Raw genomic sequence first — 21,631 nt, forward strand, 5'->3', positions numbered from 1 at the left:
ATTGTGCTACAGGTATTACAGCATCAAATAAGTTATTACTTCTCTTTCCTCTATTGCTTGTCTTATGAATCCTGTATCAAAATCATAATCTTCAGGCTGTGCTAACATAATGGAATCACCAAGATTCAGATTTTTATCCAAGTGCTCTGTATAATAAGAAGGAACAGCAATGATGCGTTGGTGAAAATCCTTTTTAAACTCTTCATCAAATTCCTGCTTGCTCATTTTATTGCTGAGCAGATTCATGAATGCTTGTCTACCTTCCGCAGCCCGTTCATCAACGAGTACAAACACTGAGATAGCTTTTTGTTGTTCTTCAATCACTTTAAAGTCTGAAACATATTTTACACTAGCATCTTTGTCAACAGCATCATACCTCAAAGCTTTCATGGCCTCAAATACATCACGAGAATACTTAAATGAGCTGCTATTGGTAAGTTTAGTGAAATAATTTTCAACTAATTCTAAGTAATCAGCTTCAGGAATTTCGGGGGCTAAACGTAAGGCTCCTTCAGCGTTTACTGTTGTAATTGTACCGTAAATTTTCTGACAATCTCCTGTATTAATCACATACAATGGCAAGTGTAATCGCTCTGGGTTTTGAGGATTACTTTGTCGATTGATACGTCCAGCAACCTGCACGATAGAATCTATAGGGCCTAGGTCTCGAAAGCCCATATCAAAATCAAGATCAACACCTGCTTCCACAACTTGTGTAGCTATGAGGATTGGTTTTTTTCCTGCTTTTAAATCTGCTTTTATTTGCTCAATCCGTTCTAGCCTATGTGCAGGTAAAATGTTGGTCGAAAGACAATAGACAGGATTGGTAAGCTCTTGCTCTTCCAAGTATTCTTTAATTTTTTGAAAAAACACAATGCAGCGGTTTACCTTATTTACAACAACCAAGCATGACTGACTTTGTGTCCACTTATTTGAAAACAGTTCTTGTACAAAAGTGTCTGCTACTGTATCTTTTGGAAATTCTACATCTAAGAGAGGAACGATCTTTGTCCTTTTATAGCTTCTGTAAATATCCTCGTGTTCCTGTAATAGCTCACAAGCTTTGTAATCTATTTTTGGCTCACCTTCAGCTTTTAAAATATGCTCATAAGCAAGCTCCAGAACCTTAGGTTTTGTAGCAGTCATCAAAATAACTCGTGCGTTCAGGTACTTTGACAGGTAATATAAAGCAGCTCCCACCAAAGGCACTTGTTCAAGCTTTATGGTCTGTACTTCATCTAGAATAATAATGGAATTTGCCAAGTGGTTAAACTTCTTCAGAATCTTGTTCCGATAACCTATGATGGTCTGAAGCAGCTGCACAAAAGAGGTAATTACGATATCACTCTGCCAGGTGTCTAGCTCCATTAGCTTTTGATGGTATGCCTTCTCATCATATCCTCCTTTACCTTTCTTGTTTTCTTCCCCGAAGATATCAGCATATTGGTAATGCGCCAGAATTTTACAGGAGCTGCCTAATGCTTTTGTGTACTCAGCATAGCTTTGCTCAATAATATTGATAAAAGGCAAGGCATAAATAATTTGGCTTTTATGAAGTTCAGGAACCCTTGCTTTAAGTTTTAAGGCAAAATCAAGAGCTGTATAGGTTTTGCCAACTCCTGTAGGGGCCGTTAACGTAAAAATTTTCTGCTTTTGCAGGTCAAGTTCATCTAATCTGCTGATTACTGAATGCCTTACTTTCGTCCGTAGCTGGTGAGTGCTGCTGTTTAAAAGACGGTCTACAGCATCAGCAGCTATATTTACTTTGTTATAAAGTGAGGTTTCAGATGCATCCAGTTTGTCTGCTTCAATAAGCAGTGAGAACAGGTAGTTAATGAGAAAATATGTTTCTGGAGCTCCATACAATTTGCTAAACTCCTTGCAAAACTTCTTGAACGGCCTTTGTTCTGGAAACTTTAAATAGTTTGGTAAAGCAGGCTCATCTAGATCCAATGCTATTTGCTGCAAGCTTGCTTGTATACTCTTCAGTTGCTCCTCAAAAATATATTCGTCATGATAAGTTTCGTCTCTAGCAATTAGATTATTTAGTGAGCTAAACTCTGTTAGATTGCTGTGATGATGAACAATGATATATAGAGCCAACCATGCCTCAAAGCTTCTGCCTTGCTGGCTCAGTTTTTCCAGTATTGCAAAAGCTCCGAACTTAGCATGTTGTTTTAGGGTTGCGTCGTACTTGCCTGATTGCAGCAAGTAATGCTGAAAGTGTGTGGAATACTTTCCTAGATCATGGTAAAGAGCAATTTCTTCCGATAGTTTTCCGATTCCATTTACTAATGAAAACGATAAGGTTTCAGATAAAAGCTGCTGAACTTTAGTATTTACGCCATCAGTATGCGTTTTCAGTTGTTTAGAACCGTACACCTGACCGTCTGTGCCCTGCTTACTATGAGAATAGAAAATCGTCATTCCAAAAAAGCTATATTTTGAGTTTCAGTTTTATCAATTAACTGGTAATGAGGAACACTCAAATTAACTTCAAGCGGTAAGTTTCTGGTGCTGAAAAGGGTGCGGTTAAGCTTTGACAACTCTCTGCTTCCATTTTGCAGAAAATCAGAAGGAAGTAACTCTTCTTCCAGAAAGTTAGAACCTGCTTCTGTATCTTTTTCAAAAACAAGCTTTTCCACTGTATCCGAGATAACAGCAGAATGTATCTGCACACTACCCGATGAATTTTTTTCTGCTACATTTTCATAATGACGCACATTTCGAACAAACGCTGAAAAATTAGCCACTCCCAATGTAAGGTTGAAATGCCTCTGATTAGCTAGTAACTTTTCCTTTAGTTGTTCGAAGGTTTCGGCACCAGCCTGGTTTGCAGAAACGAATATGCGGTAGCAAACCATATCTTTGCTGATGTCCAGGCCGCTCACTACTTCAAAAGGAGTTTGTATACGACCTCCTTTTCCCGTAAAGTCTCCGCCTCCTTTGGTTGCATCGCCGAGGCTTTTTATACTTAGCAAATTTAGCCTGTGGAAAGACTTCTTAAGCGGTGACAAAACACGTAACCCAATGCGGATTTTGTCTGAAGCTAATGTGTCGTAGTAGCTATCTCTTTCAAAACCAAGTATGGCTGCAAGCATACCCATCACAGTTGTTCGTGGCGGTATAGAATAACTCATGGCTGTATTGTTGCCATAATACTTCCTGAAATGAGCCATTTTCCCGCAGATATCAAATGAAAGTATCTCCATTGCCGCCCGATGTTAAGCTATAGAAAATTCTACACCTGGTGCTGCGCGAAAAACTACATCTTTGATGGATTTGCCTTCTCCTTTGTTTTCAGAAATTAGTTTGGCTAAGGCAGTTAGATCAAGAGATAAGTCGCTGAATTTTCGTATTTGTTTTTCATCAAGGCCATTCACTGGTGTGGCTGTAACATAACTTCTTAAATCGCCAAAGTGGCCGTTGTGAAAGCCATCATTATAAATTATCTCCAGGTAAAGTTTAGGGTATTGGTTCAGCTTAGAGCGTGTCGGTAAAGAAGGAATACTTTCCCATATCGAATTGCGGAATAGTTGCAGATCTTCTTCTGATAATCCCGTGCCTACCGCTGCATATTTGTTGATAGTGCCGTTGAAAGCTAACAAGCTATAATGTACACGGTAGTCTTTGCCAAAGGTACTGTTGTCATCGTTCATGATGGTGACAATAGAATTCGACTCCATCAGCTGCACCTTATTTAGTGAATAGCCCCAGTTCAATTGAATTGGTCCTATATAAGACTTATTGAATCCTTCAATGGCAAAGGCACTTCCAAAAAGCCTAATGTCCACAAACTTCTGTTTTACAAGATAGGAGAGCAGGAACAGGTTTAGGCGAAAGCTTAGATCACGGTTTTTCTTATCCTGCATAAATTTGAGAATGTCTTCGGCTGTTTTAGCTTTAGATTTTTCTCTCACTTCCAAGAATTTGCTTTTCATGTCTTCATTTTCTGCAAATACCCGATCAAGTTCTTCCTGATCAGCTAATAGCCTGCCTATTACCGCTTTTAGTTTACTATCTGCGCTAACTTTACTTTCCCCCTCCATGTCCACAAAAATTTGCTGTCCTGTCATTTTCAGAAAATCGCGGATATAGCGCTTTACCCGAGTGTCGGTTACAATATTAGTATCGGTGTCATAATCCATTCGAGGCTTATTTTCCTGGTCTGGGTCTCCATTAGGGTTGCATTGAGATGCTTCGTAAAGGAACAGTAAATCAGAGTTATTAGTAATTGTAGCCATATTTTTTATGTTGATTTATAAAATTCACTTAATAGTTGAGGTTATGCGTTATCACGGAATGAGTATCCTGCCAATAGATAAAAAAGAGCTTCCTCAGACTTTAATGGCCATTTTTCACTGTTGAAAAGCTGTGTGAACTGTGAAAATAATGGCTCATTATAAGATAGGATAGCGTACTGGCGGCATTTATCAAACAAATCTTTGTGCAGGCGTACAATGGTTTTCTTATCCATTCCATTGTAGTTTACCTTATTTAATACAGGCTTCGAATCATGCCCCTTTTTTTGTTGAGCATAGGCGACTGAGTTAAGGATTCTGCCGAGATAAAACAGCGCTTTTTGGCTATCGTTGTAGTTCATTTTTTTGAAGAAAGCATCAGAGGGTTTGAGCTCATCTGTTAATTCATCAGTTTTAATATTTTCCATTCCTTTTAGAAGATTAAATTGTTTAAGGATGTAAACAAGGGCATGATATTGATACACTGCATTGCGGGCAGCAAAATCAAAAATATCATTCTGGTAAACATTGCCGTAGGCTTTATAGCGCCCATACCAATGGCATAAGATCAGTTCAGTGAAGTGCTTATACAGCTGTTGCGGGTCTGTTTTCCGTTGTTCGAGTATGGCTTTGAAGAGTGCAAGAGCAACATTCTTTTTCTCTTTATCTTTTCTAACTGGTATAAGAGAGTATAAGCTATAAAAGTTAAAGCTAAGCCTGTTGTCTTTGCCTACTGTCATAACTTTATCCCATTCCATACCTGCAATACTTTTAAAAGCTCTGTCTGTTGATATGAAAGCTTCTATAAGTTTGTTGAAGTGGAGTTTACTGACATCTTGAATAGTGTTGATGGTTTTGAAAAAATTACCATCCGATTCATAGCCTAGAAAGTTCAACCAGTAAAGCTCATTATCTGAAAAGTCATCTACCATTTCAGCAAGTTGTTTGTAGCGAAACAGTAAGTCTGTCTTTTTGGCCACTCGCTGCATCAGTACATCTGGATCTACGTCTTCCCTGCTAAAGAAATGAGGTATTATTATGTGATCTACGCCAGCTATTTTTATAGTATAGTTGTTCAGTAGATAGTTGGAGCCCCGCTCCAGGTAAAGTTGAGCCAAAGCACTCGCCTGGTAATTACTACCAAAAGCTTTATCATTGAAATTGACTGCATAATTTTTGGTAGTGGTTACAAACATTTTGTTCATGCTGTACCTTGCTCCAATTGATATCTCTTCCACATCCGCTGTAGGTGCACCCGTAGCGTAACAAAGCTTCTCAGTAGGACTTCCTACTTTCTTTGGCTCATCTTGCTTTAAGAATTTGGCACGAAGGAAGTCTTCATAACCTGAGACGTTAGCTATTGGTGTTGGAAGAGGAATGCCAAGCTCCTGGCTTTTTACTGCAGTATACAAAAGCACGATGCGCTCGTTGCTGGGTAACTCCAGTGCCTTTGTTGCCTTACCAAAGTCTGCTTTATTTTTCTCCTTATCGACGTACTTGGCTGTAAAATCCTCTGCAAGAGCAAAAGCTTCTTGTAATACCCGATACAAGGGCGAATTTTTCAAAAACTGGAAATCTTTATCAATTGCTTCAGTGAACTGACCTTGGTCAGGTGCATTTCCGTTTTTGTCCGTTAGCCCAAAAAAGGTTTTACGGATTTGTTCAAAAGACTTTTTAGGAGATACTGTAGCGTAAATAGCTTTATTGTTCCCTCCCTGGATTTTGATGCTCATATAGGTATAAGCATCCTGCGGCTCGAAAACCTTTAGCTGTGTCTTGTTTATAACTATTTGATTACCATCCAAATCCAAGAGTAATTGCGCAACAAGAGGGGTAATGCCTTTAGTCTGTTCTTCTGTAGTATCTGGTACATCTATAATATCATCCCATTCTCCGCGATCTTCACTAAGATGTTTTCCTATTCTAATAAGTGTGTCTAACATATAATAATGTTTTAAATCTTTTATCCTCAGTAAGGGATTTACATTGTAACATGCTTCAGGCTACCCTTCCGCTAATCTACCACTACCCCTCAGCCAAATTCTGTCATACCTGCATATTTTTTCAAGGCTTTTTGCAATTCTTCCTCTATTTCCTGCCTCAGTTGGGGTGGCTCCAGTACCTCCACCTTGCTACCATAGCTGAGCAACTGCATTTTCAGGTCGTAGTTCAGCACCACCAGCAGCGAGATACGCAACTCAATTTCATTGTCTGCTAATATCTGCTGGGAGTGGTGGAGGGGCAGGCTTTTGATATACTTGCCCTGCTGTGGCGTGAAGGAAAGTACGACTTTGCTGGGGGCTTCTTTTAAGCAGGTGATGCCATAGGTATACTCAAACAGTTTTTTATAATCAAAGGGCGCTGCTTCTAAGTAAGGTTGCAGGAGTTGTACCTGCTGCATGCGGTCTAATCCGAATGTCTTCACCTTAAGAGCCTGCTGATCTTGGCCAAGCAGGTACCAGCGGTTGCGGTGCTCCATAATCAAATAAGGAGCAACTGTATATTTATCAGCCTGAGATTTCTGATAAGAGTGGTAGTCGAAGCTAACAAGAATCTTCCGCTGAATGGCATCTGCGAGGATTTTCAAATATTCAGAGCCCTTAAAGAAATCATTGTGCTCAAAAACAATGCTTCTGGAGGTGTTGGCGGCAGCCTGCAGCGTCTGCGCTATTGTCTCCACGCGCTCGGCAAGTTCCAGCAGTTTGAGGAACTGATTAAAATCGCTTATGTCCTCATCAGAGGGTGTACTGATGATATAACCCCGTTTTCGCGGATCATGTTCTATAAATATACCAAACTCAGCGTACAGCGTCTGAAAGTCACGTGACAGCGTACGGCTGGAAGTGTTGTTAAAGCCGTGGCTTTCCAAGTGGGACTGAATCGCTTTTAGCGAGGGAGCTTTCTGTTTGTTTTCCTGAAGCAGCCTGACGATTAGTAGATACTTCTTTAGATTTCCTGAGCGGGACATACAATTATATATTAACTTAAATTTATATAATTGTGCCTATATAAACAAGAAGGTATTTTAGTTATGGTAATTTACCTGTAGGCCTATGTGAAAATGCACATTTGGGTGGATAAAAAAATAAGAGGCTTTGGAGGCCTCTTATAGATTAATAGTTTTATTATGTACAGGTAGTTTAAGGAACGAGTGCCGTTTTGTACCGAAAGATAAAATTCTTACTTCTTCTCCCTTAATATCTCGACCTTCTCACGCTCACTCTGTAGCAAACGCTCATACAACTTTTTATTCTCTTCGATTACTTCCATTAACTTATCTAATGGATTGAAGGTACAGTTATTAGCATTATATGCTCCATTGTTGAAGCTATGATCGTTGAAAGTGTTAAAATAATTAAACACTGCCTCCTCGCTGAAGTTCTTGATAGCTTCAGGCTGAACGCCTAATATCTTAGCTACTTTTGCCAAGATATCTTCTTCCACTGCCTCGCTTGCCTCCATTCTGGATACTGTCTGTTGGCTCACGCCCAACTCCTGGGCTAACGTTTCTTGCTTAATGCCGCGCAGCTCGCGGATGCGGCTGATCTTACGGCCAATATGTGCTGGTTTCATCGTCGTTTCCATTTACCAAATATAGCGTTTTCGGGCGAGTAAGAAAACCGTAGGGTGGGTAAAATACACAGGTCATGGGTTCGGTACACGAAAGCAATGCGCCATCTTAGGGTAAACCTTTAACTGCACTTATGGAAAGCGTGAAAAACAACTCAACGGATGGGATTATTCACCTCTCAGAAGAGGAGAGACAAGATCCTGTATCGGTTATCTTGGAGCTGTTTGACTACTGCCGGATTTACCACCTGCGGGTATACCTGTGGCAGTACCTGAAGGCAGCCACCTGCAAGATAGGATGGCACCAGATGGCGCAGCCCCTAGATGCGGTGGTGCTGCAGGAGCGGCTCGAAAAGCTTATGGAGGCCTGCTGGCTTCTGCTCCAGGAAAAAGAGGCGCGGGATGGGGAGGTATTGGTGCCCCATTACTCGCCGGGCTCTTTGGAGTGGCTGGAGGACGACAGGCAGATGTCCTTGGAGCGTTATAGGCTGGAGGATGACTATGGGACAGACATCCAGTGCCTGCGGCAGCGGGAGCTGGAGTACCCAATGCTCGTGCTCAAGGACTTCTTTGACACGCAGTCGCTCGACGAGTGGAAGGGGCTGCTCGCGGAGTGGACCGAGTACGCCCTGTGCGCCACCAGCCTGCTGCAGGACACGGAGAACTACGACCTGCTGCTGCACTACGAGCAGCTGGAGCGCCTGCTGGAAGTAGCTCACTACTTCACGCTGCTCCTCGACTGTCAGGAAGACATATTTGGAAAGATAACGGAACAGATCACTGCAGTAGCCGGGCTAACAGATGAAGGACATAAAAACAGTACGGGAGGGGAGTGAAGCGCAGCGTGCGCCTGATGCCTTGGCGCCGGCAGAGCTTTCAGACGATGTGGCGCAAATCATCTCCTTCCTGGCAGAGACCGTGCAGCCTGAGAAGATTTTCCTGCTCAACCACCTTGCCCTGGACGGTGCGTGGGCGGAAGGCTATGTGGACCTGCTGGTGGTGCTGCCCTGCAAACCCCATATCCGCTTCACCGAGCACCAGTCTATAATAGAGTTTGCCAACCTGCGGCACCGGCAGGTGACCTGCTCTCTGCACCGCTCGGACGCGGTACGGGAGGCTTTGGAGCGGGGGCATATCTACTACTCGCTTGCCTGCAGGCCGGAGAGGCTGGTGTATGACAACTGGGGCAGTGATACCCTGCCTGCAACACCAGCGCACTTGCTCAAAGGAGTAGGGGAGCGGGCCCGCCTGCAGTTCGAAGCCAGCTATAATAAAGCCCTTGCCTTCTACGACTGTGCCCGAAGCTGTACTAGCTTGCCTGTTGCCGCGTTCCAGTTGCACCAGGCAGCCGAAATGACCTATAGGGCCATCCTGCTCTCGCTGATGGAGAAGGAGATGCACACCCACTCCATCAAGGCCCTTATCAAGCACAGCCGCCGCTGCGCTCCACAGCTCAACGCTGTCTTTCCCAGAGACACAGCCGAAGAAAGGCAGTTGGTGCACCTATTGGAGGAAGCCTACTTAAAAGGTCGCTATGAACCTGAATTCAAAATTGGTGACGTTATGCTAAGGGTCCTGTTTAATCGGGTTTGTAAACTGCAGGTGCTAGCAAAGGAAGTATTTTATGAGAAAGAAAGGTTATTAGAACAAGAGTAAAATAGATAGTAGAATGGAGCTTTTATTTGCTGTAGTAAGGGCAGGGGAAATTACTTTAGATAGGGCTTTACTATTGTTTCGCCACTATCAGGATCTTGCCAAATCTCAACCCCTTGAAGGGGTGGTTTCAAGGCAGCCGGAGTAGATGGCCGATTTTTAGGTTTAGGCATGCTTGTGTTTTTACCGGGCACCCTGTATGCGTCTGTAGGGTAGAGTTCCAGTTGTTTACTTGGGAATCTATATAATTGATTTAATTCACTATGCAATTGAGCGGTAAACTGATCTTTTAGTTCTTGGTCTTCGTTTTCCTGCTCAAGCAACTTCACTACTTTAAGTGTCGCATCATCAGGTGTAATTTTTCCTTTGTTTACCTCAACCATTATTGTTTTTATCTGTCCGGGAAAACCAGTTGATCTACTATGAGATAGAATTTTGACGGTGCCTGAATCGTGATAGTTGATTGATTCATTTGTTATATAATCCATGGCTTTGTTGCTATAGTGGACCATTTTCTCAACACCACCAACAAATCCATCAAAATTGCCTACGAAGTTGATTAAGGTTAACAAACCGTAATAAATCTTGGTCCTATGGTTAACAGATCCCTGCTCAACCCAGACATGTACACTGCCTTCAGGTAAATTGTAGAACTTTAATTTAGCTTCCTGTGCCAGGTTATAGGAGCGGTATCCAAGATCTATTATTTCATCATCTGATACGTTTAAATTAAGTTTTAGCGAGAGGTCTGCAACTTCGAGCATCTACTATGGTTTTGTTATTTCATAAAAGCCAAATGCCAGACTAATTGGCTATAGCTTGTTTTGTATTTAAATATATGGATATTTTTTTAATTTGTTGAGTGTTTGTTGTAAGGGTACCGTTGCTATCTCATAAGCAGTATTGCGTGTTGATTTTCTACTTTTCTTCTTTAGGTCAGTCGATAACACCTTCTGCTATATAATGATAGATTGAATCTACCTTTGCAGCAGCTTCTGGATGGTTCTGTTGTACCAAACTGTACTTAACATCATTTACCTGCAGTCTGCCATTCTCCCAGTAGAGGCTAAAGCACAATCCCGCGGAAATGGCAGCCAACAGCAGACACACCATTCCCCCGATCACAAAGCCCCTGGACTTGTCCTCGAAATGGTGGTGATGCCGGACGGGCAGCACCTTGGGCAACTTAGTAATCGTCTCCCGGAAGGAGGTGATTTGCGCGTAAATCTGCAGGGCCTGCGCGCCCATGTCGTGCCGCTGCACAAGCGCCTTCAACTCTTCAAACTGACTGCTATAATCAGGTGTCGGTGCCTCCGCAGGTGGAGTCGGTATTGCATGCTCTTCGAGTTTTTCCAGCCGCTTGCCGAGTAGGGCCAGCACGCGCTCCACGTCCAGGAGGCGCTCCTCCAGTTCCTCTGTTTTCATAAGCGAATCCTCTTTTTCTTTTTGCGTTTCTTTTTCCTGAAATGATAATCATTTGCGTCCACTGCTTGCGCCGCGCACGGGGTGAGCAGGCTGTCAAGCAGGTTAGGAGCGGAGTGGTACACAGGGTCCCCGCCTGTCGAAAGGTCAGGTGAAGTTTTGCTAGCATCGGGCATGCTCTTTTGCAGCTTGGGGCCCGGTGAATGCAGCAGCTGTTGGCGTTGCCGCTCCAGCTGTTTGCTGATGGCCCTGTAGCTCAGGCCCCGGTCAATGCTCGAACCCTTGAAACAGAGTTCGCCCATACGGAAGCTGATTCCCTGCACCTGCTGGGTGCCTCGCTTGTACTTGAAGTCGATACTGATGCCCTTGCACCGGAGCAGGTTCTCCAGCTCCTGCCAGCTCCTGGCCTGCGGCAGGGCCAACTGAATGGCGTCGTGCAGCGCATACCGGCCCTGGTCGGCGCCCTTCAGCCGCTCCCGGTTCACCTGCCCTTTGCCCGGAGCCAGATAGTAGCCGTGCCTTAGGGTCAGTTCCCGGCACACCTTGGCGTTGTGCCTGTACTGGAATCTGTCTGGTATTGTTTTCCCCTCATAGTTGACCCGGTTGTAGACGATGTGCACGTGCGGGTGCTCCCGGTCCCGGTGCAGCACAACCAGGTACTGTGTGTTTCGGATCTGCATCCGCTCCATGTACTCCTTTGCCCGATCCACCATCACCCGAGCATTCAACTTCGCCTTGTCGTACACGCTCCAGTTCAGGGAGACATGGCCCACGGCCTTCTCCAGCTCTGGCCTGAGTTTGCGCTGCAGGTTGAAGTCGGCCACCATCGAGGCGGCTGTGTCCGTGCGGATACCGTCCGAATCGAGCACCGTGGCCTCCGGTTTCTGGACCACGTAGCGCACGCAGCCCGCAAAGCTCTTACCGGTCATAACCTTTCCGATCATCTCTGCCTAATTGTTGAAGCGAGTGATTGATCCGGTCGAGCGCCTGGCGACACTTGCCCTGTACCGAGAGCAGCCCCTCGCGGTGGGCCAACCGGGTCAGCTGGTTGAGGTTGTTGGCCAGCCCCGAGAGCATGCGCAGCGTAGCTACCTCCTCTGGACGAAGACGTGCTACAACTACCGCTTTCTTCGCCGCTACCCTAAACCATGCCGAGACGCTCATACCCGCCTCCTGGGCCTTGCCTGCAATCAGGAGCCGCTCCGTGTTGGTTACCCGCACCACGAGCGTAAGGCTCCGCTTCACCCGCTTGGCGGGTCGGCCGCCCTTCTTTCTGTCGGGGAATTGCCGCCGCTGCGCTACCGCTGTATCCATGTAGGTTTTGTTTTAGATTGGGGGATAAATTACCTGCTGCGACCACCGGGAGCAGAGGGCCTTAAAAGAGGTTTTTGTATGACAAAAACACAAACTTGCTCCCTAACCGAATGCCCTTTGCTCAAAGACCTTGTTTAAGCTGTCCATCAATGGTCTTTTCCGGTGATTCTTATAGGGACGGAATTATGTCAAGAGGTCCGGTCAAAGAGGAAAATCTGCCACGAGCATTATAAAGCTTTCTTCCTTTTAGCTGGAGCATATTGGCTGGCCTCCTGCTGAATCTCGGAGACGGTCTTTTTCCGGCCCTGCCGTATCCATTCCTCCAGCTCGCTTTTTTGAAAATACAGGCGCTTGCCCCGCTTGCTGAAGGGGACCTCCCGGCAGCTGACCTTGGTGTAGAGGGTGGCCACGGAGAGGTGGAGGAGGGCGGCTGCCTCGTGGACATTGAGGATGGCCGCCGCTTCCTGCTGGGGCCGGTGCTCAGCTATCAGCCGCTCGATGCGGTCCATTTTCTCGTGCAGCAGGCTGACGGCGCGGGGGAGTTGCTCGAAGGTGAAGTGTTCCATGGCGGCGTTTCGTTTGGTTTGTGCTGCAATGGTAGGCCCTTTGTTGGATGGGCTGCAAGAAGGCCGCCCCGTATCCTTCCCGTTTCCTACTGATAGTTATAGTTTTTCTGCGTGCGGAGCACTGGGTAGACGGCATAAGTGCCGCCGGGTTGCTTTCGCACGTCCAGAATAGGGGACTGGCAGGGCTTGGCGTTGGAGGAGATGATGGCGGCCAGGTAGCTGGCGGGCAGCGTGCGCTGCTGTTTGCGCAGCACGTAGGCGAAGTGCCTGGAAATCCACTCCTCCAGGTCAGATTTGAGGCAGCCCACGATGAGGTTGGCCTCGTAGAGCTGCTTGAAGGCATCGGCCAGCTGGTTGCCGTTTCCGTGGAAGAGAAGTGGAGAGTCAGAGGAGCGGTTCTCCTGTAAGAGGAGGAGTAGCTGTTGCTGATCCTCTGGCGCGAAGTACCCCTTGAGGATTTCGAAGAGCCTTTCCGGCACGCCGTCCACAAACCGGGGTGCGACTGCGACAGGCTTTGCGGGGATGGTGTTTTCCGTGGTCGGCTCCTGCTCTTCCACGGGGGCGGGAAGCAGTGCCTGAGCATGCCGGATGAGGCCCGCCAGCAGGGACTCCCGCAGCTTGACCGACTCGCCCAGGTCATCCACCAGCTCCTCCCGGACCTCCACGTTGGCATGAACAGGTTGCAGGTTGCGCACGACAAACAGGCCGGGCAGGTTGAGCTGGTGGAGGTAATTGGCAGGGCAGGCCTGCCCGTAGCCCGGGGCGTGGCTGTGGAAGTTCACCCAGAAGGCCCTGAACCGCTTTTCTATGGAGGCGGTCTGCTCCAGGAGCAGTTGGAGTTGCTGGCCGTTAAGGGAGAGCAAATCTAGGGCAGCCGTCTGGGAGAGGAGCCGGAGCTCGCTTTCGAAGACGGCGGCCTCGTCGTAGGGCGTCTCGTGCCGGATGTCGTAAGCGGCCACCTCCCTGTTACCTAGTGGGCCCACGGCCACATTCCTATGGACAAGCCTAAGCTCAAAGCTCTGCAGTCGGGTCAGGAATTGCTTCAGATGCTTCATGTACAGACTCTTCTGGGGACCTTATTTTTATAAGTTTTAGCTTCTTACAACTATTCCCGTTTCACCGAGCTATTTATAGGAGCTCCAGCCTCTTGTCTTTAAAAAATCTACGCATAGACTCTATGCCTGTTTTTGAAGTATGACCAACAAAGCAAAGAGACATTGTTTTAGATTTTTAATATAAACATTGACAACAAGAAGTGCAAGTAATTGGCAGAGATGGAAGCGCTTAAAGACTTCTCCCTCTGCAGAGAGTAAGCTGATTAGGATTTAGTGTCGGCAATGTTTCGACTTGGCTGCTAACAGTCAAGAGCAGAAAGAAGCGTGGAGAGTGTGCAGGCCTCAAAGACGTTTAGGGAATGAAAAGCATCCTGAAAGGGGTTGACAGTTGGGAAGCTTGAAGGACCAGGTTTACCGTGAAATTTATTCAGTTGCGGACAGTTTATGTCTCTGAAAAGCCAAAAAAGGAACCAATGCACCATCTTTTAACCAATGTAATAATTTTTGCAATTATATAAGTTTTTGATAATCACCAATTTAAAAATAATGATGTCATTTGCTTTAGTTTTTTTTGCTTTGCCCCCTTACTATTGCAGAAATAAAAGTTATAAGGGCAGTGGGACAAAACAGACTATTCAATACAAGTAAGGCACCCAAACAGTATGAGGCTTTTATAAGAAAGTATATCAGCCTTAAAAAGTTTGTGTCAGGGAGAGACCTAAACTCTGAATTGATCGAGAGATTCGGCATTACCAGTGACAATGCAAGAAAGATTGTGCAGAGGTCAGTCGCTGCCGGTCTACTGACCTCATCCCACCCCTTTACTTTTGGGAAAAGGCAGTATGTCTACCTGCAACCCGGGGAGCAGTTGAACCTGCCGAGGCTCAAAGAGATAGCGCAAAAGTACCGCCCGCCGATCTTCCGACTGCTGGAGTCCATGGATTTGAACGAAGGCATCATTTCCTTCTATGAAGGGCTGAAGGTAACCGCATCCCCCATGGGAGCTTCTTCCACAAAAGCAGACTCCCTTAGTGATATTGTCCGGGACCTCAGCCTTCAAGGGATTGTAAAGGAGCGATCCGATAAAACCGGTATCAGGTACATACTCTACGAAAATCAGCCCTTCGATAATGAAACAGAAGAGAGGTTGATGAACTCCCACCGGAGTAGGATGGTCACTGATTGTATGTTTCTCCCTGATATTATGCGCTGGCTCAGCAGGAGTAATATCGTAGACAATTACAAAGTAATATACAGGAACAAAAAGACTCCATCAATAGGGGCGCGCCAGAATAACCTCATTTGGGATGCCTACGCATACACAAAGACAACAGGTCTTAACCCAGGCCTAGCAGCGAAAGCTAATACTGCTGAAAAAATGACTTTAGTGGTAGTGGACGTTGTTATCGCCAGGCCTTACACCCTGGTGGACTTGGATGGGTTCTTAGGGCGGTTGCAAATCAATTTAAACTCTGTAAGTGAGGGAACCCGCAAGGTGATCCCCATTATCGTTTACAAGGATATAACAGAACATGCCCTGAACAAGGCTAGGGTGCTAGGTTTCATATCCTTTGATTTGGGTTCTATATTCGGCACCAACATCTATTCCGTAATCGAGAGGCTTAACCTCATAAAGGTTAATGATCTGACATTGAAGGATGATGCGCTTGCCACTTCGGTTGAAAGCACGCTTGAACTCATCAGGAACTCTGGACAGGAGGATAGCCTCAGGGAAATAAGAGGGGTTCTTTTCGAATACCTTCTGTACCCACTGATCAGTGCCTTTTACGGTAATGCGCAGATTGAACAAGGAAGAACATTGACCATGATTAAGCCCGATGGAACGAAAGAATACTATGAATACGACTTTATAATCAGGTCTTCTGTGCCTAAAGAAGTTGTAGTTGTTGAACTGAAGGGGTATTCAGCTACCTCCAGGATTCCAGTTGGAGACACTGACTCCAAGAACACGTTGCGTTGGTTCTTCAGAAGAACCCTTCCATTTGCAGCAAAGGCATTGGACAAAGAGGTGCAGGAAAGCGGGAAACCGATAAAAGGATGCTTCATCACATCCGCCTCCTTTTTTGATGATGGCAAGGAGTTCTTAGAGACTATGAACAAGAGCAAGCATAAACCTAAGACACTGAACGCCTATTATGATGGCAAAGGTCTACTTGATCTACTGAGAGAAAATGATCTGATAAAAATCACAAAGATTATAGAGAGGTTCTATATCAAAAGTGATGTAAAAGAACAGTCCTGACATAATACGGCTAGAGGCTGAAACTGGGTGTTTTGTCAGAGTTACTCGTTGGCGACAGGCTTTAGAGTTTCATTGTAAAAGACATTCTGACAGCAATGGAGGCCCATCAAATAACTCCAGCAATTAAAGTATAAGAGCCGTTTGTTCAAGATATTAAGACAAAGCAGATTTTTTCAGACTAGGTGAGTCATCAGACGCGCTAATTTTAGAGAATAGCGAGCAATAGTGTTTATTGAAGTGAAGGGCTACAAGAGCCCTTCATCTGCCATGGAATAATACGTCTCGCTGGTGAGGATAATGTGATCCAGTACGACAATGTCGAGCAGCTCCCCGCCTGCTTTCATCTTGTTCGTCAGTTGCAGGTCTGCCGCGCTTGGCTTGGTGTTGCCGGAGGGGTGATTGTGGCAGAGGATGATGGCGCTGGCGCAGGCCTTGAGGGCAGCGGCGAAGATGAGCTTCGGGTCGGCCACCGTACCTGCCACGCCTCCTGTGGAAAGCTCGTAAATACCCAGCACCCTGTTGGCCCTGTTAAGCAGCAGCACTTTGAACTGCTCCACAAACTCAATTTTTCCAGTATCCCAACTTTGGCGAAGCACCTCTGCGCTTTCTGTAGAGGTGGTTACCTGTGGACGCTCGGATGGTTTCACTTTGGAGCGGTAAGTCAGCTTGATTTCTGCTACTCTGTTTAATCCGGATTTTTTTGTCAGCTTTTCCATAATCTTGTTCTTTAAAGGTTTGAGGAATTGATTATGGTGCCCTCCCTGCCTGTCGGGCGGACTAAGGGCATAGGTGGAGCCTGTAAAAATGCGGAGGGCTCCCCTCAGGGATACCCATTTTTTTCAGGACTACCTTGTCCCGTGTCCGGGCCGCAAGGCTAAATTGCGCCGGAATGAATGACAATGGACTTTTGCTTTAGAGTGTCTTAAGACCAAGAGATGGTCCCTGAAAAAACAATGGAGGTCAGAAAGTTTGCGATCTTGTGCAACAGGCACACAGTTTAGTTTACATTCCCTGTTCTCACGCGTAAATTTACCCTCTTCCGTTATTTCCTTAATCTTAGATTCAACACTTCCATCTGCGGAAAGGCTTTGGCCTGACTATACCGAATGATCGCTTCCGTCTCAATACTCTGGGTACTTACCTTTTACGGGAAAGGTAGGTGATGTCAACGACAACGAACTTATAATAAAAGTCCATTTTAATAATTCAGCTTACCTAGGCTTCAATGTTTGATTTAATACACTTCAAAATTTTGAATAATTTTTAGATCAAAAAATCAACCTTGGTGTGCCTATGGTAAAGACAAAAACAAAGGCCAGAAAATAAAAAATTATATGTTTTTTATATTATATATAACAATATTATATGATATAAGTATAGGGATTGTGATTGGTTAATAGATAGGGCTACCGTAAGTACAGGTCCACATAGAAGCTGAATCTAAGATTCATGTTGCTCAAACTACTAAAGCATTACTTAGAAACAGTAGGAGTAATAGTTTATTGAAAATTAAGGGATTGCTTTTATTCCTCTCGAATTAACAGAAATCTGTGTCTGATTCAAGAGGTTAATGCAACTAAGGCGTTTTCGTAAGGCTACCCTGCAAGAACAAAAGCGACAACCGAATATGTATTAATATAAATAACGATGAGACAAGTATACCTTTTACTTTTCTTTATTTGTTCGGCGTTCATTGGCTTAGGTCAGGATGCCCGGGACACTGACCCTACAGCTATACCTAACGTTACTCCTCCTTCACCAGAAGGCGCTTCCTTGGGAAAGTACGGGGACATACCAGTTGATAAATTCAACGGTGTTCCCAGCATAAGTATACCGGTCTATGAGATAAAACTAAAACGACTTTCCTTACCCATAGGTTTAAGTTACCATGCCGGCGGTATAAAAGTAGATGAAATAGCCAGTAATGTCGGTCTAGGTTGGACTTTGAATGCGGGAGGGGCAATTATCAGCTCGGTTAATGGAGAGTCAGATTTAATGGGGTCTGCTGCAAGAAAGCTCCCTGTTTTTCCAGAGAATTTCAATCCTAATAATTACAACACCACTTCTGGGAGCGACTATGATTATGCAATGAAGGCTGTGAATGGGCAAATTGACTCAGAGCCTGATAACTTCTATTATAACTTTGCAGGAAAATCTGGAGCCTTTACGGTAACTGAAGATAGAATATGTTATCCTGTGCCCTATGCTCCAATAGAAATCAAGTTTATTGTCCATGCAGATGGGAATTACTTTCAGGTGAGGGACGAAAGTGGCAACGTATATTTATTCAAAGACATAGAAGCAACATTGACAAGGCAGCAATGTATTGGCACTGCAATCAGGAGTCAAAATCAAAGCTTTCCCTCAACTTTCTATCTGAGCTCAATCTCCACACCTTTCGGGGAGTCAATCAGCTTCGAGTATGAAAGTATCACTTACCATTACTTTCAGTCATCTTCCATGCAAAACTACTTTCAGCCGGTGGCAGAAGCCTCATGTTCTCCAAGAGCAGAATTTCAGTGCGAAGTTTCTCAAAGTGTATTTGGGAAAAGGTTGAAAAGGATCACGGCATCTAACGGCCAGACAGTAATAATTGATTATGCTGATGAAGAGAGAAAGGATCTGTTTGGCACTCATGCTGTATCTGGTATACGTGCCGCATACAGAGATAACTCTGAATCCATCAAAGAGTTTAAAATGGAGTACGGATACTTTTATTCAGCCGGTTATGAGAGTGTATCAGAGCCTGAGCTGAAGAGTCGCTACGCCCGGCTAAAATTGTCCCAGATTAGAGAAGTTGGAAAGGAACCGTATGCATTTTTATATAATGAGCAAAAGCTCCCGCATAGAGGTTCACTTGCACAGGATCATTGGGGGTATTATAATGGGGCTCATGTAAATACTACTTTGATTCCCACGCTGAGGTTCGGAGGGGCAGTGTACCAAGGGGCAGTTAGAGAGCCAAATAGAACTACATGTCAGAATGGCGTGCTGACAAAAATCGTGTATCCGACAAAGGGTTCTTCAAACTTTACTTATGCTTCTAATGAATATTTTATAGAAGGGGAAGAAATAAAAGTGGCTGTAGAGGATAGTAAATTAGTTGAAGCTCCTGCCCATACCAATGTAACAGATACTTTTTACATAGACCCCGACAAAACAATCATTGGTATCTGGGTAAGCTTTGATTTAGGAGAAATAGGAGGTACAGACGAAAATGATGAAGTAAATAGGAATTTGGGCTCATTAACTGTTACAGGCCCGAACGGATTTGAGTTCAGCAAAACAGGAGGGACGGGTCAGACGGCCAAAAATCCTTATATCATTCCTGGAGTGCCTGGCATGTATACGATAACTGTACGTGGAATAAGGTCACCAGTGCCTGTTGGTGCATCTATACATGTTTTGTATGAAGAAATTGAGGTGTTCAATGGAAATAGGTTAGCAGGAGGGCTACGGGTTGAAAAGATAGTCGATAACCCTGAGTTTGGTCCTGCTATCACTACGGAATATCAGTATGTGGAACCAACGGCACCTACTAATTCAAGTGGAGTCAGTGGGGGTAAACCAACGTATTCAATGCTTTCCAGGTTTTGGACCTTCATACCTGTTGACCCATGGACGCAGGCGTTGTTTCCCTGTAGCTACCAGACCCTGGTATCCTCAAGTGTTGTTCCTCTCGGTGTCGTGAAGGGTAATCCGGTAATCTATAAGTGCGTATCTGAGTATAGGATATCTGATTTTGATAATGGGAAAACAGAATACAGGTATGACTTTACCCCTTCTTTAACGGTGCAATCGGATATACCATTTATTCCGTCAACCAGTTATGACTGGCTTTCCGGTAACTTGAAGAGAGAGACGCACTACAAACACGATGCGATCAACAACACATACATTCCTGTCAGAAGAACATATCATCAGTATAAAACGCATCATGATCCCTCTAATTTCTGGGCCTTCAAGAGCAACACTGATTCTCCTAATGAAATAAATAACCTAGGCTTCAAGATTCAATACCTGCATGCACCAATTGACGGACCTCCTTTTGTGCCTGCCTATTTTCAATTCGCGGTGTATAAGCAGGTCTCTGCCTGGAGCTACCTGCAGAGTACAGCGGTAACGGATTATTTCCCGGCAACGGGCGATTCTATTACAACCTTTACGAAATTTCACTATGACAATCCTGCACATGCGCAACCCACAAGAATAGTAACACAGACCAGTGACAGGAGAGAAATAACGACTAGGCTCACTTACCCGCTTGACTATCCAGGGGCAAACTTAGCCAGCAGTGATGGGAGAGTGCTGGGTTTGGCACTGATGAAAGACAGACATATTGTCTCTCCGGTTGTAGAGCAGCAGCAATGGTTAAGTTCAGGCATGGATTCTGTGTTCTTAGCTGGAAGTATTACATTTTCTGCCAATGGTTTGCCCTCATCCGTACTGCAAACAGAGAATTCAGCGGCGCTTTCTACTTTGGAACCGCTGCGGATCGAGAATGGATCATTATGGTACGATACGAATTTGTATAAGTTGAAAGCCAATTATGTTTATGACACGCAAAACAACCTAATTGAGATCAATATTCCAGATGGAAACCGGATAAGCTATTTATGGGGATATGATAACCAGTATCCGATTGCAGAGGCTATTGGTGCAGGGTGGAATCAAATCTACTATAATGGGTTCGAAGATGAATCTTCTACATACGGCGGACCTGCAAAAGTTGGAAGAGGAAGTTCAGATGGCTTTACATTCATCGCGCCTCCAGGCTTTCAGGCAGCTCAGAACAGCATCCTTACTTACTGGCAATTTGTTCGACAGGAATGGCAGTTTGTTAGCCAACCATATTCGGGTGGCACATTCACGCTCACCGGCTTGGTGGATGAAGTTAGAATTCATCCAAGTGGTGCACTAATGTCGACCTACACGTATGACCCCCTTGTTGGTGTAACCAGTGTTACTGATCCGAATGGTATCACGGCTTATTATGTCTATGATGCACTTAGCCGATTGAAGGCAGTGAAGGATCACAAGGGGAACGTAGTTAAGAGCTACGAGTACCACTACGCCGAGCAGTAAGCCTGGCACAGTGGTTCTTAGGTATTTGCCAATTAATTCTGCACTACCTGGTGCTTATATCTACAAAACCGGGCAGGCGTAACACGCGACGTTTTAACCAAGGGGCAGTGCGGGAGAATCAGAGAAGGAGACTGGATGAAGTGCCTTGGTTGTATTATATCATCTAACAGGATCATTCAAATAACAACTTCTATGGATTCCACCCCGCTCTCCCTTTCCCGCCTCTGCCCTTTACGCGCAGCAGGTCTGCTGATTGTGGCCCTCCTGCTGCTCTTCTACCCGCCCGCGCTGCTGGCCCAGAGCCCCCACCCCCGGGAAGGGGACACGGAGGCGCCGGTGCAGCTTCGGCGGCAGGAGATGCTGCAGCAAAGAGAGACGCTGGCCGAAGGCCCCCTGAGTATGCATATGGCCAGTGTGAGCAGCTACGACCTGGTGCCGGACGCGGTGGAGCGCGCGGTGCTG

The 21,631-nt window shown here is 45.2% G+C and carries 18 protein-coding genes; 5 read left to right on the forward strand and 13 right to left on the reverse strand.

Annotation, left to right across the window (positions count from 1 at the left end; translation table 11 throughout):
• Positions 1 to 15: 15 nt before the first annotated feature.
• The 6 genes from cas3 to AC5FXQ_RS21235 form a co-directional block, all read right to left on the reverse strand.
• Positions 16 to 2,427: a CRISPR-associated helicase Cas3' gene (cas3, locus tag AC5FXQ_RS21210; RefSeq protein WP_493604412.1), complete on the reverse strand. Its 2,412-nt coding sequence runs from the start codon at positions 2,425 to 2,427 to the stop codon at positions 16 to 18.
• Positions 2,424 to 3,212 (reverse strand): type I-B CRISPR-associated protein Cas5b, encoded by a 789-nt coding sequence (cas5b, locus tag AC5FXQ_RS21215; protein WP_493604413.1) that lies wholly within the window; start codon positions 3,210 to 3,212, stop codon positions 2,424 to 2,426. The genes cas3 and cas5b overlap by 4 nt, the downstream gene beginning before the upstream one ends.
• A 12-nt stretch (positions 3,213 to 3,224) precedes the next feature.
• Positions 3,225 to 4,244, reverse strand: coding sequence for a type I-B CRISPR-associated protein Cas7/Csh2 (gene cas7b / locus AC5FXQ_RS21220; protein WP_493604414.1), 1,020 nt, complete (start codon positions 4,242 to 4,244; stop codon positions 3,225 to 3,227).
• A gap of 41 nt (positions 4,245 to 4,285) precedes the next feature.
• On the reverse strand, positions 4,286 to 6,184 hold the full coding sequence (locus tag AC5FXQ_RS21225; RefSeq protein ID WP_493604415.1) for a hypothetical protein: 1,899 nt from the start codon (positions 6,182 to 6,184) through the stop codon (positions 4,286 to 4,288).
• An 89-nt stretch (positions 6,185 to 6,273) separates the two neighbouring features.
• Positions 6,274 to 7,110 carry a helix-turn-helix transcriptional regulator gene (locus AC5FXQ_RS21230; RefSeq protein WP_493604416.1) on the reverse strand — a complete coding sequence of 279 codons (837 nt, stop codon included), beginning with the start codon at positions 7,108 to 7,110 and terminating at the stop codon, positions 6,274 to 6,276.
• Positions 7,111 to 7,421: 311 nt separating this feature from the next.
• Positions 7,422 to 7,826 carry a helix-turn-helix domain-containing protein gene (locus AC5FXQ_RS21235; RefSeq protein WP_493604417.1) on the reverse strand — a complete coding sequence of 135 codons (405 nt, stop codon included), beginning with the start codon at positions 7,824 to 7,826 and terminating at the stop codon, positions 7,422 to 7,424.
• 119 nt (positions 7,827 to 7,945) lie between these two features.
• On the opposite strand from AC5FXQ_RS21235, the gene AC5FXQ_RS21240 reads away from it, so the two are divergent.
• Both AC5FXQ_RS21240 and AC5FXQ_RS21245 read left to right on the forward strand, forming a co-directional pair.
• Positions 7,946 to 8,647, forward strand: coding sequence for a hypothetical protein (locus tag AC5FXQ_RS21240; protein ID WP_493604418.1), 702 nt, complete (start codon positions 7,946 to 7,948; stop codon positions 8,645 to 8,647).
• A complete protein-coding gene (locus AC5FXQ_RS21245) occupies positions 8,613 to 9,467 on the forward strand; it encodes a HEPN domain-containing protein (protein WP_493604419.1) in 855 nt (284 codons plus the stop codon). Before AC5FXQ_RS21240 ends, AC5FXQ_RS21245 begins: the two co-directional genes overlap by 35 nt.
• 50 nt (positions 9,468 to 9,517) lie before the next feature.
• On the opposite strand, the gene AC5FXQ_RS21250 is transcribed toward AC5FXQ_RS21245, so the two are convergent.
• From AC5FXQ_RS21250 to AC5FXQ_RS21275, 6 genes are all read right to left on the reverse strand, one after another.
• The gene (locus AC5FXQ_RS21250; RefSeq protein WP_493604420.1) at positions 9,518 to 10,228 is read right to left on the reverse strand and encodes a hypothetical protein; all 711 of its coding nucleotides are present in this window, start codon (positions 10,226 to 10,228) and stop codon (positions 9,518 to 9,520) included.
• Positions 10,229 to 10,400: 172 nt separating this feature from the next.
• The gene (locus AC5FXQ_RS21255) at positions 10,401 to 10,889 is read right to left on the reverse strand and encodes a hypothetical protein (protein ID WP_493604421.1); all 489 of its coding nucleotides are present in this window, start codon (positions 10,887 to 10,889) and stop codon (positions 10,401 to 10,403) included.
• The gene (locus AC5FXQ_RS21260; protein ID WP_493604422.1) at positions 10,886 to 11,830 is read right to left on the reverse strand and encodes a relaxase/mobilization nuclease domain-containing protein; all 945 of its coding nucleotides are present in this window, start codon (positions 11,828 to 11,830) and stop codon (positions 10,886 to 10,888) included. The genes AC5FXQ_RS21255 and AC5FXQ_RS21260 overlap by 4 nt, the downstream gene beginning before the upstream one ends.
• Complete coding sequence (locus AC5FXQ_RS21265; RefSeq protein WP_493604423.1) at positions 11,805 to 12,200, reverse strand: plasmid mobilization protein; 396 nt, start codon at positions 12,198 to 12,200, stop codon at positions 11,805 to 11,807. The genes AC5FXQ_RS21260 and AC5FXQ_RS21265 overlap by 26 nt, the downstream gene beginning before the upstream one ends.
• A 227-nt stretch (positions 12,201 to 12,427) precedes the next feature.
• Positions 12,428 to 12,766, reverse strand: a complete 339-nt coding sequence (locus AC5FXQ_RS21270) for a helix-turn-helix domain-containing protein (protein WP_493604424.1) — start codon at positions 12,764 to 12,766, stop codon at positions 12,428 to 12,430.
• Between the two features lie 86 nt (positions 12,767 to 12,852).
• On the reverse strand, positions 12,853 to 13,821 hold the full coding sequence (locus tag AC5FXQ_RS21275; RefSeq protein WP_493604425.1) for a hypothetical protein: 969 nt from the start codon (positions 13,819 to 13,821) through the stop codon (positions 12,853 to 12,855).
• A 730-nt stretch (positions 13,822 to 14,551) separates the two neighbouring features.
• On the opposite strand from AC5FXQ_RS21275, the gene AC5FXQ_RS21280 reads away from it, so the two are divergent.
• On the forward strand, positions 14,552 to 16,084 hold the full coding sequence (locus AC5FXQ_RS21280) for a hypothetical protein (protein ID WP_493604426.1): 1,533 nt from the start codon (positions 14,552 to 14,554) through the stop codon (positions 16,082 to 16,084).
• Between the two features lie 245 nt (positions 16,085 to 16,329).
• Here the strand turns inward: AC5FXQ_RS21280 and AC5FXQ_RS21285 are convergent, their stop codons facing one another.
• Positions 16,330 to 16,800: a JAB domain-containing protein gene (locus AC5FXQ_RS21285; RefSeq protein WP_493604427.1), complete on the reverse strand. Its 471-nt coding sequence runs from the start codon at positions 16,798 to 16,800 to the stop codon at positions 16,330 to 16,332.
• Between the two features lie 931 nt (positions 16,801 to 17,731).
• Between AC5FXQ_RS21285 and AC5FXQ_RS21290 the strand changes: the two genes are divergently transcribed.
• Entirely contained in the window at positions 17,732 to 21,169 is a 3,438-nt protein-coding gene (locus tag AC5FXQ_RS21290; protein ID WP_493604428.1) for an RHS repeat domain-containing protein, read from the forward strand.
• A 135-nt stretch (positions 21,170 to 21,304) separates the two neighbouring features.
• A partial coding sequence (locus AC5FXQ_RS21295; RefSeq protein WP_493604429.1) for a hypothetical protein occupies positions 21,305 to 21,631 on the forward strand: 327 nt, incomplete at its 3' end.

The organism is Pontibacter sp. LHS1, from assembly GCF_058932855.1.